The 10,914-nt window shown below is 43.8% G+C and carries 22 protein-coding genes; 9 read left to right on the top strand and 13 right to left on the bottom strand.

Annotated features, from left to right (window positions below; all coding sequences use genetic code 11):
• Window positions 1–1,185: 1,185 nt before the first annotated feature.
• From CAG68_RS00790 to CAG68_RS00760, 7 genes are all read left to right on the top strand, one after another.
• On the top strand, window positions 1,186–1,443 hold the full coding sequence (locus CAG68_RS00790) for a hypothetical protein (RefSeq protein WP_161440679.1): 258 nt from the start codon (window positions 1,186–1,188) through the stop codon (window positions 1,441–1,443).
• A 67-nt stretch (window positions 1,444–1,510) separates the two neighbouring features.
• Window positions 1,511–1,744, top strand: a complete 234-nt coding sequence (locus CAG68_RS00785) for a hypothetical protein (RefSeq protein WP_109170096.1) — start codon at window positions 1,511–1,513, stop codon at window positions 1,742–1,744.
• A 72-nt stretch (window positions 1,745–1,816) separates the two neighbouring features.
• Window positions 1,817–2,215 (top strand): hypothetical protein, encoded by a 399-nt coding sequence (locus CAG68_RS00780; RefSeq protein WP_161440678.1) that lies wholly within the window; start codon window positions 1,817–1,819, stop codon window positions 2,213–2,215.
• Window positions 2,212–2,718 carry a hypothetical protein gene (locus CAG68_RS00775; protein ID WP_161440677.1) on the top strand — a complete coding sequence of 169 codons (507 nt, stop codon included), beginning with the start codon at window positions 2,212–2,214 and terminating at the stop codon, window positions 2,716–2,718. The genes CAG68_RS00780 and CAG68_RS00775 overlap by 4 nt, the downstream gene beginning before the upstream one ends.
• Before the next feature lie 147 nt (window positions 2,719–2,865).
• Window positions 2,866–3,366 carry a hypothetical protein gene (locus CAG68_RS00770; RefSeq protein ID WP_161440676.1) on the top strand — a complete coding sequence of 167 codons (501 nt, stop codon included), beginning with the start codon at window positions 2,866–2,868 and terminating at the stop codon, window positions 3,364–3,366.
• Window positions 3,315–3,551, top strand: coding sequence for a DUF4236 domain-containing protein (locus tag CAG68_RS22530; RefSeq protein WP_161440675.1), 237 nt, complete (start codon window positions 3,315–3,317; stop codon window positions 3,549–3,551). Before CAG68_RS00770 ends, CAG68_RS22530 begins: the two co-directional genes overlap by 52 nt.
• A complete protein-coding gene (locus tag CAG68_RS00760; RefSeq protein ID WP_161440674.1) occupies window positions 3,541–3,879 on the top strand; it encodes a hypothetical protein in 339 nt (112 codons plus the stop codon). Before CAG68_RS22530 ends, CAG68_RS00760 begins: the two co-directional genes overlap by 11 nt.
• A gap of 452 nt (window positions 3,880–4,331) precedes the next feature.
• Here the strand turns inward: CAG68_RS00760 and CAG68_RS00755 are convergent, their stop codons facing one another.
• On the bottom strand, window positions 4,332–5,129 hold the full coding sequence (locus tag CAG68_RS00755) for a hypothetical protein (RefSeq protein WP_161440673.1): 798 nt from the start codon (window positions 5,127–5,129) through the stop codon (window positions 4,332–4,334).
• A gap of 236 nt (window positions 5,130–5,365) precedes the next feature.
• On the opposite strand from CAG68_RS00755, the gene CAG68_RS00750 reads away from it, so the two are divergent.
• Together CAG68_RS00750 and CAG68_RS00745 are read left to right on the top strand one after the other, a co-directional pair.
• Window positions 5,366–5,533, top strand: coding sequence for a TA system antitoxin ParD family protein (locus CAG68_RS00750; RefSeq protein ID WP_161440672.1), 168 nt, complete (start codon window positions 5,366–5,368; stop codon window positions 5,531–5,533).
• Window positions 5,534–5,959: 426 nt separating this feature from the next.
• Window positions 5,960–6,178 (top strand): cold-shock protein, encoded by a 219-nt coding sequence (locus CAG68_RS00745; RefSeq protein ID WP_145535903.1) that lies wholly within the window; start codon window positions 5,960–5,962, stop codon window positions 6,176–6,178.
• Window positions 6,179–6,349: 171 nt separating this feature from the next.
• Here the strand turns inward: CAG68_RS00745 and CAG68_RS00740 are convergent, their stop codons facing one another.
• The 12 genes from CAG68_RS00740 to CAG68_RS00685 form a co-directional block, all read right to left on the bottom strand.
• A complete protein-coding gene (locus CAG68_RS00740) occupies window positions 6,350–6,487 on the bottom strand; it encodes a hypothetical protein (RefSeq protein ID WP_161440671.1) in 138 nt (45 codons plus the stop codon).
• A gap of 5 nt (window positions 6,488–6,492) precedes the next feature.
• Complete coding sequence (locus tag CAG68_RS00735) at window positions 6,493–6,915, bottom strand: hypothetical protein (RefSeq protein WP_161440670.1); 423 nt, start codon at window positions 6,913–6,915, stop codon at window positions 6,493–6,495.
• Between the two features lie 183 nt (window positions 6,916–7,098).
• Window positions 7,099–7,596: a hypothetical protein gene (locus tag CAG68_RS00730; RefSeq protein WP_161440669.1), complete on the bottom strand. Its 498-nt coding sequence runs from the start codon at window positions 7,594–7,596 to the stop codon at window positions 7,099–7,101.
• 161 nt (window positions 7,597–7,757) lie between these two features.
• Window positions 7,758–8,000: a hypothetical protein gene (locus tag CAG68_RS00725; protein WP_161440668.1), complete on the bottom strand. Its 243-nt coding sequence runs from the start codon at window positions 7,998–8,000 to the stop codon at window positions 7,758–7,760.
• Window positions 8,001–8,009: 9 nt separating this feature from the next.
• On the bottom strand, window positions 8,010–8,369 hold the full coding sequence (locus CAG68_RS00720) for an ASCH domain-containing protein (protein WP_161440667.1): 360 nt from the start codon (window positions 8,367–8,369) through the stop codon (window positions 8,010–8,012).
• Complete coding sequence (locus CAG68_RS00715) at window positions 8,363–8,608, bottom strand: hypothetical protein (RefSeq protein ID WP_161440666.1); 246 nt, start codon at window positions 8,606–8,608, stop codon at window positions 8,363–8,365. The genes CAG68_RS00720 and CAG68_RS00715 overlap by 7 nt, the downstream gene beginning before the upstream one ends.
• Window positions 8,608–8,763 carry a hypothetical protein gene (locus CAG68_RS00710; RefSeq protein WP_161440665.1) on the bottom strand — a complete coding sequence of 52 codons (156 nt, stop codon included), beginning with the start codon at window positions 8,761–8,763 and terminating at the stop codon, window positions 8,608–8,610. Before CAG68_RS00710 ends, CAG68_RS00715 begins: the two co-directional genes overlap by 1 nt.
• Window positions 8,756–8,989: a hypothetical protein gene (locus CAG68_RS00705; RefSeq protein WP_161440664.1), complete on the bottom strand. Its 234-nt coding sequence runs from the start codon at window positions 8,987–8,989 to the stop codon at window positions 8,756–8,758. Before CAG68_RS00705 ends, CAG68_RS00710 begins: the two co-directional genes overlap by 8 nt.
• Window positions 8,990–9,025: 36 nt before the next feature.
• The gene (locus CAG68_RS00700; RefSeq protein ID WP_161440663.1) at window positions 9,026–9,232 is read right to left on the bottom strand and encodes a hypothetical protein; all 207 of its coding nucleotides are present in this window, start codon (window positions 9,230–9,232) and stop codon (window positions 9,026–9,028) included.
• 29 nt (window positions 9,233–9,261) lie between these two features.
• Window positions 9,262–9,705, bottom strand: coding sequence for a glycosyltransferase family 25 protein (locus CAG68_RS00695; protein WP_161440662.1), 444 nt, complete (start codon window positions 9,703–9,705; stop codon window positions 9,262–9,264).
• 12 nt (window positions 9,706–9,717) lie between these two features.
• A complete protein-coding gene (locus CAG68_RS00690; RefSeq protein WP_161440661.1) occupies window positions 9,718–10,464 on the bottom strand; it encodes a hypothetical protein in 747 nt (248 codons plus the stop codon).
• 198 nt (window positions 10,465–10,662) lie between these two features.
• Window positions 10,663–10,914, bottom strand: a 252-nt coding sequence (locus CAG68_RS00685; RefSeq protein ID WP_237667819.1) for a hypothetical protein, incomplete at its 5' end; no start/stop codon positions are given.

The raw sequence follows: 10,914 nt of genomic DNA, 5'->3' as shown, positions 1-10,914 counted from the left end.
ATGCAGGCAAAAATCGAAGCCGAAGTATTTGGCAGCTCACTACCTTAAATCGCTTTAGCGTCACTCTTTAATTGCTGCGCCATATTAAGGTGCGCTTAAAGCGCTTTAAGGCTAGCATGGAAATGACCAATATTCGCCCTTTTCGCCGCTTTTCCAACCTATTACCCCGTCACTTTCACTCTTAGGCTACAACCACGTACATTCAGCCTGAGAGATCCGTTGCGGAAATAACGCCCTGTTAAGGGGTGAGCAACGCAATACCGATGCTGCCGCATACCACCTTAAACACTAAAAAACCAACGCATAGTGCAAATGCCACGCGTTGCGAATCCCTCTTGAACAGTTTGTTAACTGAGCGCCTTTCAGTTTTCGCCGTTCTTTCAGCAACTTTCGCCAAAGCTCGTTTTGCTAATTAATGATTAGCAAAGCTAACCCAAACATGTATTTAACCAAAAAATTACCGTTTACCTTTAGTTTGAAATGCGTCTCACAACACCATACTTCGGCGATGTAAGTATGCCGGACTAATCGCGAATGCCTTATATTATTAGAAGGCTTTGTGCCGCCTTTCACATCAGTAAACTTAAGTATCAAACTGAAATTAGTCGCATTAGCTCAGCTAAGGAAACCGACCGAACACGCTAAATCTCTGAACCTAGAAACTGTATCATTGTGCTTTCATATTTTCTGCGCCAGTTAACGCTTTCTATACGGATTTTAGCTGTCTTTCATACTCCTATAATGCAATCTTTCCAATTACAGTTCAATTGCAAATCAATAGGTTAATGAGAGGTTCTGGATATTAGATTGCAAAATGACGGATAACTATAGGGCCTTACTTTTCCTAATATCTACCAGCTTGAATAGAGCAAACCACCTAACAAGCATTTGTCCAGAGACGTGCTAGAGCTGTAAGGTACTAGCTGTGCTTCCCACATAAAAAGTTCGCTACTTTAATGTAAAAATTAAGATCTCTCCCAACCAGCCCTCCTCCAAAGCCCTTATAAATAAAGAGCTAACAGCTTACATTGGACTTTTCGCTGAAATGGGCGCATAACCCCAAGTAGTGTTTAAGTTTTACATGCTAATTCCGAACATGCCTTGTTATTATTAAATCTATGGTTATAATCTACTCATAATGTAAAACGTGACGTTTTAAGCATACAAAAACGACGAGTTTGCATCATGGCAAAGATTACACCGATTAAATTATGTGAGTTCAAACGGCTGGTGGAACATGGCCACCAGCTCAGTGTCGTCGCTCAGCAGCAAGCGAGCGGCGGTTTTTCCCTGTTGGCCATCGATAGCACTACCGAGGACCTAAAAGCCTACTCAGTGCGCTACACGCGCGACGATAAGCCAAGGGAATGGCGCTTAGACCGACTAGCAGCAATCCTTGAGGAATCCAAGGTTCGACTGTTCGAAGTGCGTCACTTTCAGTAAACCAAATACCGGTTACAGCAAAAGCCGGTATCTCAATACAAAACCACCAGCACACAGTAAAAGAAACATGAGTTTTTCATTTAGCATATTCATATCTATCGCGTTTTGGATTAGCGCAATCGCCATATTCATTCTATCCGCTTGGATGCTCTATCTTGCCTTAAGTGAGAAAGTGCGCCGTATCAAAGAGCGCCGCCGAGTCGAACGCATTAACGCCCATTACCACGACTGGGCGATGACTACCTCAGACTCCCAATATTGGGTACTACGCCGCAACACAGAGCGTCAGTTAAACAAATAACCAACGATTTAATCCTATGGCGCAAGGTGGCGTTGATGCGTTGCCTGGCCCGATCCAGAGAGAACCGAAATTATGTGTATTTGGCCATTCTCGACCATTAAAAGACAACAAAACGAAATCAAACGACTTAACGCCCTAGTGCATCAACTAAACGCTGGTACGGCTGCGAAATACTGTCAAATCATGACGGATGAAAACATTAATGATGAGCTAAAGCGTTCAATGCTTCATAACTTTGCAGCAGCGTTCGTGGGCTACTTCAAGCACAAAAAAGCGAACAACTACCAGTTCCTTGATTACGAGGATAGCGAGCCCAATCAGCAATTCTCGATCGTTATCCAGAAAGAGAACGGCCAAACACCAACAGCCACACTTATTCGCATCAAAAAGGCAACTTATGACCTAGTGAATGCCACCAACGAAGAAGAAGTCGAAGCTGCAATGACAACACTAAGAGAGTTAACCAGATGAGCAAGCTAATGCGAGTTGTATCGGTTGGTTTTCACAAGAACCAGCCTTACCTATGTGAAATCAAGTGCCACAAGAACGAACAAGAGCGCCCTATTGTGGATGGCTTCCGTTTTATGGACGCTTCCAAGGTATTTAACGACGACTGGAAAGCGAACCTGTTAGCGCTTATTGGTGATGATCATGCAGTTGTGTCCAGTCACGGTTGCGGCTGCTTCATTTACGAGTTCCTACGCTGCAAGACCAAGACACAAAACGTATTCATCCCACAAGGCGAAACAAGCCGCTTTGCTAGTGCGCGTGTGAAGCTCTTATTTGAGTTAGCAGAGCTGGTGGCGAGTGATACTGGCCATGATATTAAGCGCGAGCTGGTGGCTATTAACGGTAAAGGCCAATGGACTATCCATAAACCTCGATCATTGGATGCGATCGCTCTTTCTACTGCATTCGCGGGTTTAAAACGACTAATCCCTTTATCGGATGATGATTGTAATGAAGATGATTAACTGGCCAGCGTTCTGGTTGGCTGTTGCGATTTTCTTTGTGCTGGAATGCGTGTTCGATGTGATCAAGTTGCCCGAGTTCCCGCGCATAGTGATCGGCCTTGTTCTGGTCGTCCTCATGTCGGATTTTATATTTAAGGCGGTGTCTTGATGAATCTAATCACCAATACAGAGAACTACTTTGCCACGGTAGCAAGTAACTCAAAGATTGATGCCATGCGTTTTGCGATGGCCTGTATTAAGCACAATCCCAAACGTCGCGTTATGTTTGTATGCTCAGTCCAGGATAAGCACGAATATCTATCCCTAATTGAAGATTGCCTAATGGTAGAGAAAATAGTTGAACACAGTGGCGAGGTTTACATTAAGAACGCCGATACATGTGGCCGACCATCGATCATGTTTCAACACTACCGCAGTGGTCGAGAGGAAGCGCTGGCGGGTTGGTGTCTACATAACTTTAAGATCATCGTTAACGAATCTTACTTAACCGATACGGCCAAAAAGGTGCTAATGGCCACAATCACCAATGATGATAACGCCCTGATAGTAACAGGGGCGACTCGCACCAAGAATGCAAACCACTTTGAGTACATACCATGCGAAAAACGAACATTACTTTCCGCAAATCATTCCGAATATTTGGCCTGATAAGGGTTAACTTTGGCAAAACTGGCTTTACTAGCGTCTCGATTGGTGGACGCTGGTTAACGCTCAATATTGGCCGTAGAGGCGTTTATGTCCAAGGGTCATTGTTTGGTACTGGTTTGGGCGCAAAACGCTGGATTTGGAAGCCAGCGCGCCAGAAAGAGGCACAAAAGAGCTATGAGAAGTAGAACGCAACTTGTCATCGATGCGCTTGAGGCTGAATACAAACGACTTGAGAAGAAAGCAGCACGATATAAGGCACAACAAGAAATGCCTTTGTTAGCGTTCTTCGAACTGCGAAAGGAAATCCAAGAGAAGTTGCCAACGCTTAAGGCCGGAACGCGCGCCTTTTCCAACTATGTGCGCCAATCCAATAAGAAGCTGGCTGAACTGAAAATAGAACAAGCCAAGTACGAGAAGCGCGATATTAGCAAGGTCATGCACAAAGAAGCGGTATGCCTAGAAGAAATGGCCACCATTCGAAGATTGATCGAGTTCGAGAGGATGAGGGCATAGGAGTGAGAGGACGACAAGCAACCATCGTGATTTGTGATGATTACGATAGCGAGCTAAAAAGAGTCGCCTTAGTGCGACTCTTTTGTTTTATGGCTTTGCCAGCTTTTCATTCGTACTGTCTGACGAGATTTAAGGTCAAGGAGCAAATCACTTCGTGAAGGTAGGCAAATAATTGTTTATCAAAAAAATCAAATAGAAGCCATTTAATACAGAAAACGAAACATCAAACCTTGCGCTTAACTTCCTCTTAAGCCAAGGCAGTTCAAACAAGGAAATTAAAGCGCAACATACCAAAGCTTGTAATGTTGTATCTAAGCGAGTTAATGAAAACATTATTAGGACTATCGCCAAATATAAGAACAACCACGCTCTTTTCTTAAAGTAGTCATTATGACGTAGGCAAATAAACTGTATTACTACAATCAAACAGGCAAGCAAGAATTGTACGTGCATTAGTGCCTACCACTGTCGGTTTCGCAGGTACTTTTGTGACACTGGGAGCAAACTGCTGTCAGCGATTTGTTGACGGCCGCCATTGCAATTGGCGTTACAATGGCTCCCGCGCCAGTTGCGAATATAGTTGCGCCTAATCCAGCGGTCACACCACCAATAAACATCCCTCTCACGATGTCACCACCACATGCTTTGTCTGCATCCCACGCGCCTAATCCACCAGCTCCAGCACCACCTATAATTGCTGGCAAAACGGTTCCCCAAGCTCTTTGATTGTATTTAGAGCCAAAGTCATCAAGAATCCCTCCCATATAAATAGAAGACTCAAATGTTATTTCTTTAACCCTAAATGGCGGCACTTCCTTTCCCTTTACTTGAGGCAAGTTTGAGAGGTTAGATCGATAATTACGCTCGGTTTCTTTCCCATTCCTCTCGCTACCAACTACCAATGCATTGCTCGTGCGATAGAACGCTCCATCAGTCTCAGTTAACAGAAATACCGTCGATGAAATTCCAAATGATTCAAAGATACTCTGCCCCTCTATCTTAAAGACCTTTCCTTTATTTGGGCCTAAAACAGATACGTAAATTGGCGTTTGCATAAGGTTTACCACTTTCTGATACGCGGTTCCTACAACACAATATTCATAACCTCTTGCGACATGGTTTTTACGATCTTTCCAGCCTAATGGAGCTACATTACATAATGGCCCATTAGGTTCAAAAAACTGTTTTCCTGCTTGGGTAGTACCTGCGAACAATATTAAAAACAAAACAACACAAATTTGCTTTAACACTTACTTTTCCTTCTATAGAGATATATTCAATCATTGATTACAATTGCAAATGAGTATTGTTATCAATTAATGATGGATATGCAACAACACGGACTTAATTAATTGAAATTCATGTTAATGGTCACACAATAATTCACTTGACAGATATGTCGCGGGAAATCAGTGTTTAACCAATTGATGTACCAGTTAAACCGCAAGATAATTGGCGCACCTTTGACGAATGGAGGCGAGTTTAAGTGACGACGACTGTAAATCTAGATAGCCAATTGGTTGCTTCGGCTCAGGCTACTGCAAATGCAGCTAACCGCAGCGTGGCAGAACAAATCGAGCATTGGGCGAACATAGGGAAGATGATGGAAGAAAATCAAGATTTACCTTATGAGTTTGTACGCGAGACGAAGTGAAGAACGGTGATGTGACCGTCTATCATCGTAAAACCAACAAGCCATATAAATACTAAAAAGAGTCGCCTTGGTGCGACTCTTTTGTTTTGTGGGGTTATTAATTTTTCTTTCGCGCTGTCAGACGCGATTTTAGCGCTTTTGAGGTCATAGTGCGCCCATTGTTCACGTCACTATGAGAAATAGAAAGTTTTGTGACATTCATCAAAAAACATTTACATTGTAAGCAACTTGAGTAATACTAGCTCCGCTCTGCTGTTCAGAGTTATTAAATGCAAAGTTTCATATTAAGTAAAACCTCTCCTTGTTGTACCTCTCTACGTTACAATACTTAGAATGCTCCTTAGTTGTTCCCAACCATTAAATAATTCAATGTCTTAGCACATCGCATTTCGCGATATAATTAATTTAATTTTATAAGGGACAACAATGTCTAATTCAAATAAAGCAACTGGTACAGTTAAATGGTTCAACGAATCGAAAGGTTTTGGTTTTCTTTCTCAAAGTGATGGTGGTGACGATGTGTTTGTGCACTTTAATGCCATTGCATCTGATGGATTCAAAACTTTGATTGAAGGTCAACAGGTTACATTTAATGTTGAGAGAGGCCAGAAAGGCCTGCAAGCGGCTAATGTCTGCCTTGCTTAAAAAACGAATCTAAAAAAAAGCCCTAGCTATTAGCTGGGGCTTTTTTTGTTCAAACTAAGTGGAGAGAGTTCCAACGGAACAACTGCTTAGGTCAATGGAAGAAAACCAAGATTTACCTTATGAGTTTGTACGCGAGTCGCCTTGGTGCGACTCTTTTGTTTTGTGGGTTTGCTAACTTTTCTTTCGCGCTGTCAGATGCGATTTAAGCGCTTTTGAGGTCATGGTGCGCCCATTGGCTACGTCATTGTGAGAAATCGCCACCAGCGCAAGTAGAGCTAGGTTTTCTTGGTGTTTTTGGTTTGTTTTCATCTTAGCTATTGAATCTGTAACGGTACATTAAGGAACGTAGCCAATTCTTGCGCCATTTGCTCATCAACAAGGTCGTGCCAATAGGTAAATCCATTGAACGTCATCGAGAAGCGGAATAACTCAGTGAAGTGGTCTGTCACCTCAAATTCTACGTCCACATCCTGCGCCGCGGTAACAGTGCCAGCTCCGTATAGATTCAGCAGCCATGCTCCCGTTAATGGGTTAGGCTTTACCAGTAGTGCCTTATGGCCACCAGCAAAGAACAGAGTAATACGCTCGATGCCAGATTCCTTGGCCTCTCTATCTTCTTGAGCTGCCCGTTGTCTTTCTTGGGCTAGGTTGAACTTCCGCATGGTTTTCTCTAAGCGGTCAGGGCTCATATTGGTTAGCTGGTCGAGTACCTTGTCCAAATTAATTCTATCGTTCACGTTATTTCCCTTGCTGGTGGTGCTGTTCAAGTCACACATTAACAGTAATTGGCGGGTAAAAGTAGTTGTTGAATCAGGGTTATAGGTGTAATAATTGCAAATATCGGAGAGTCACTACCGTTAAGTGTGAAGTAAAAAAAATAACACCGCCACGATGGGCGGTGTCTTTTTATTTGGTTAGCATTAACTAATCTTTAATGCCGCTCTTAGCTTGGAGAATGCTCGATCTCGCCGACCACTAAAATCAGCATATCCGACGGTCACTCTTGGAGTGTCGAAGTCTAGGGTGTTAATGTGAATTACGCACTTTTTAGTTCTACCAAATGGAACGTCCTCCCGTTCAATGCTAGAAACGTCATCGTAATTGAAGACCTTTCCGTTCCTTTTGGTTCCAGCAAATATTTTTTTGTTGGTGTTATCGATTATTAGGCCATTATCACCATACAGCGATACATATTCTGAATTAACACCTAAGCTATTAGCGCGCTTTAAAAGGCGTGAATCCTCGTACTTCCCCATATACCAGAGCGCTGCAATCGTGGCGATGATCGACGTAATGATGGCTCCCCAATAATTGAAATCACCATCACTAGGGATGATATGACCTCCAGCCTGAAATGACCAATAAGCCACCACTGGCGCTATAACGAATAACATTATGATAAGTTTTATAGCAAACATTCGATTCTTACTCTTTGTTATTTATAATTTTTATTGGCAATTGCCGCCCGAAATAGTATGCATTTGCTTGCCGTCAATCAAGAGACTAATATTACCTATCAATGCTCTTTCAAATAATTTGAGCTATATATGAAACAATTCTTAATGGACGGCACTGTTTATCAAAGCAAGGCGATCGGCACTTCGCCATTTCTCGCTATCTTGGCCGTCTTGGCCATTTCTTCCTTGGTTGCTGCGTAGCTGTCAAAGAACTGGTCGTATTCCACTGTGTTAGGCTCGAAAGGGTTTTCCATGCCGCAGCCAGATTGCGCCACCATGCGCCCTAGTTCCTCGGCTGTGTCGTACTCAAACACATAGCCTTTGTACTCGATCGTGTATTTGGTTTTCTTCCACCAGCGAGCCATTGGTTTCTCCTAGATATTTACCCAAATAACAGCGCCTACCTTGTGCTCATAAGGGGTTGGTTCAATGCGCTGTACGTTCTCCAAAACCCAAGGGCAACGCCATTTAGCCAGCTCAGGCATAGCGTCATAATCGACCTTGTGTTTATCAAAGTTGGCCATCAATTCTGCATGCGACAGAGGCTCTAAAGAGTCGGTTAAGTTCGCTAGACCAACGATTAAACCAGTGCCCTGTTCAATTAGGGCAATGGTGCCTCGGATTTTGGTTTTGGTAGAGCGCATTTCCCAAACCTTTAAGCCAGCGAGGATAAGATGAATCCACGGCTTTCTTATGATCAATGCGCGTGTAACTTCAATGCCGTTGATTAACATGTTTTGTCTTGAATGCTTTCCTTTAGAACAGAATCAACCGCCGCCTTAATGCCTGTTTGTATCGTTGCTGTGTATACGTCTGCCAGCTTATCGGCTACCAGTGTGGCTAGCTTTTGTCTGTCGTCGTTCTCAACGAAAATTTCCACATTTAATGCAGTAGCAACCGCTCCTGCTTCTGGTAAGGTAACAACGCCGCTGTGGTCTGTTGGTTGCGTGATTTCAATGATGATTTTAGGCATTACTCGTCCTCCTGTTCCTCGGCCTGTTCTCTTACTGCTTTGTCTTTGCAATCTGGACAGTAGAAGATTTGATAGAACGGTGCGCCGTTATCTTGATAAAAAGCTTCAACGCCACAACCGCAATCAAAGCACGTTAATTCAGAGAAATTATTCATCGTCCTCTCCTACTTTGATGCGTGGTAAGCCAGCGTAAAACTCGTCTGGTTCGCTGGTGATGGCGCGTAGCTCGATGTGTTGAGCCTTAAGGCCAGTTTTGCGCTCGAATGCCTCACGAACAAGGCCAAGTAACTCTATTTCGTTTAACGTCACTACGCCGTGTAGTTCGTTGCCGTCAATGGTTGCGTCTTTCCAAACAAGAAAAACCAAATCATCTAGTGCCATAATCTGCTCCTAATTGTTCACATTTGCTGGTGGTGGTTAGTATTGGTACTTGTGCTTGTTGAATGCTCTGAATATCAGATTGAGCGGGTTGTAAGACGCTTTGCCTCGTCTCACGTTCGCTATGCTGGTGGTGTTTCGTCTTATAGCTACGCCAACATTGCTGACAAACCCAAACAGGCCGGATAGCTTAGGTGTACCCATCCAACGGTCTACAGGTAAAATCATGCCCGTTTTGTTGAGCATAGATAGCAGTACGTTGGCTCGATGCGGAGTTATGCCATAGCAGCGAATTGGGAACGCCTTGCGTAATGGACGCTAAATAGCGTTGGTCTATCTGGATGCAGCTTGTACTCGTAATCCGTAAAGGATACGAGGCCGCAATTCTTGATTTGGTTGCGTACTTCGTCGCTTAGCAAGATCGATGCGTCACGAACGAAATCAGCGCTATCCTCGATGATGATCCCCGCTTCACCAGATTTGACGATGCGTTCCCAAGCCATAGCGTGTGTTTTGAATGCGCCAAGTTCGCCAAGAATTAACGCTTTCTTTCTGTAGCGCAGCGATTTACGGGCGTATTTCGCTTCTAGTTCCTTTAAGGCTTCCGTGCCTAGTGATTCCACAAATTCAAAGTTAACGTCCTTAAGTAACTGTTTCATGAACTCAACTCTTTCCTTGTTCATGGTCGTCAGTACGTAAATTTTTATTTGCTTGTTCACGGTGGCGCTCTCTTACAGGTAGTTCTCTCTCAGTGCTAAGGTTGTTTTTTCAGTGTTGGTGTACGTGTTGCTCTCTGCATCAAAGGCGATTGCGTCAGCGTCCACCAGCTCATTAAGTTCTTTCTCTGTGGCTGGTTCGTCTAGGTCGAGTAGTGTTGGATGCCAACCATCGTCACGCTTAGCCATCTTTGAGCCGTTATCGATAAACACCAACCATTCCGCCTGTCGGCTTGTGGTGTTGAAATGCTTCGCTAGCGACTCGATACGGGTTTTGTAATAGAAGTCTGCTTTAAGGGTTGATGTGTTGCGAATAAGCGCGCCAACCGTTGCAGGATCGCTTTGAGTAGGCGTTGAGTAGCGCATGTATATGTTTTCTCGGGTCTGACTCAAGATTTGCTCATTAAGCTCTACGCCGCCCTCCGCCGCGATTCTTCGGATGAGTCCGTCTAAGTCGCCATCTGGTGCGTCAATTTGAATGGCAATCCAGCTAATTTCCTCAGCCTGTGTCGCGTTGTGCTTATCTGGTTCGCACTGAATTGCCAGGCTGCCGTTGATCTTGGCTTTAGGGGCAAACTCAATAATGTCGTATGGTTTGTTGCTGTCGATTAACTTCGGCTCTGGATGGTAAAGGCTGTTGCCTTTAGGTAGGTACTCGACCGTGCAAAAGCCTAGTGTGTAGTTGCCCTCTTGGCCGACTTGTTTGGAATATCGACGTAGGTCAGCAGAAAATGTGTAACGTCCAACTTTATAGACAATCATTAGGTAACTCCCGTTTCTAAACATCCCCTTTAACTACAAGGGGATTAGGAACGATTTGAATATACCACCTATCAATGAAATTCCGAACACATTTTTAATAAGTGGATATAAATTGATTAATTTGTGTGTATCACTGGCGCTAATTAGGCCAAAAAAAGGCGCACCATTAAGGCGCACCATTAAGGCGCGCCATGTGGGTTAGGTTGGGATGTTGGCTACGATTGGGATTATTAACTCGGCGTAGTCACTTAGAACCATTAGGAACAGGCCAAGATCCACGTATAACACTAGCTTCCGCAGTTGTTTGGTAAACTTGGTTAGGTCACTAATCAGTTGTTTAGAGGTTTTGAATGCTTCGATAGAAAGTTTAATTCTTTCAATGCGTTCTGGTGTGGCCAACTTATAAACCGCAATGGCCAGCGCGATAAGACTTGATATAGTTATCATGCT

It is taken from the genome of Vibrio sp. V42_P2S4T144, assembly GCF_009904715.1.
In the GTDB taxonomy this organism is placed as follows: domain Bacteria; phylum Pseudomonadota; class Gammaproteobacteria; order Enterobacterales; family Vibrionaceae; genus Vibrio; species Vibrio alginolyticus.
This window is presented reverse-complemented; position numbering and strand designations above follow the sequence as displayed.

Bases quoted from the DNA above. Each gene is read 5' to 3' on its own strand.
- CAG68_RS00760 (WP_161440674.1), top strand. From the start codon at position 3,541: ATGAGAAGTAGAACGCAACTTGTCATCGATGCGCTTGAGGCTGAATAC.
- CAG68_RS00720 (WP_161440667.1), bottom strand. From the start codon at position 8,369: ATGTTAATCAACGGCATTGAAGTTACACGCGCATTGATCATAAGAAAG.
- CAG68_RS00730 (WP_161440669.1), bottom strand. From the start codon at position 7,596: ATGTTTGCTATAAAACTTATCATAATGTTATTCGTTATAGCGCCAGTG.
- CAG68_RS00710 (WP_161440665.1), bottom strand. From the start codon at position 8,763: ATGAATAATTTCTCTGAATTAACGTGCTTTGATTGCGGTTGTGGCGTT.
- CAG68_RS00740 (WP_161440671.1), bottom strand. From the start codon at position 6,487: ATGAAAACAAACCAAAAACACCAAGAAAACCTAGCTCTACTTGCGCTG.
- CAG68_RS00785 (WP_109170096.1), top strand. From the start codon at position 1,511: ATGAGTTTTTCATTTAGCATATTCATATCTATCGCGTTTTGGATTAGC.
- CAG68_RS00780 (WP_161440678.1), top strand. From the start codon at position 1,817: ATGTGTATTTGGCCATTCTCGACCATTAAAAGACAACAAAACGAAATC.
- CAG68_RS00770 (WP_161440676.1), top strand. From the start codon at position 2,866: ATGAATCTAATCACCAATACAGAGAACTACTTTGCCACGGTAGCAAGT.
- CAG68_RS00725 (WP_161440668.1), bottom strand. From the start codon at position 8,000: ATGGCTCGCTGGTGGAAGAAAACCAAATACACGATCGAGTACAAAGGC.
- CAG68_RS00700 (WP_161440663.1), bottom strand. From the start codon at position 9,232: ATGCTCAACAAAACGGGCATGATTTTACCTGTAGACCGTTGGATGGGT.
- CAG68_RS00745 (WP_145535903.1), top strand. From the start codon at position 5,960: ATGTCTAATTCAAATAAAGCAACTGGTACAGTTAAATGGTTCAACGAA.
- CAG68_RS00715 (WP_161440666.1), bottom strand. From the start codon at position 8,608: ATGCCTAAAATCATCATTGAAATCACGCAACCAACAGACCACAGCGGC.
- CAG68_RS00775 (WP_161440677.1), top strand. From the start codon at position 2,212: ATGAGCAAGCTAATGCGAGTTGTATCGGTTGGTTTTCACAAGAACCAG.
- CAG68_RS00690 (WP_161440661.1), bottom strand. From the start codon at position 10,464: ATGATTGTCTATAAAGTTGGACGTTACACATTTTCTGCTGACCTACGT.
- CAG68_RS22530 (WP_161440675.1), top strand. From the start codon at position 3,315: ATGCGAAAAACGAACATTACTTTCCGCAAATCATTCCGAATATTTGGC.
- CAG68_RS00705 (WP_161440664.1), bottom strand. From the start codon at position 8,989: ATGGCACTAGATGATTTGGTTTTTCTTGTTTGGAAAGACGCAACCATT.
- CAG68_RS00790 (WP_161440679.1), top strand. From the start codon at position 1,186: ATGGCAAAGATTACACCGATTAAATTATGTGAGTTCAAACGGCTGGTG.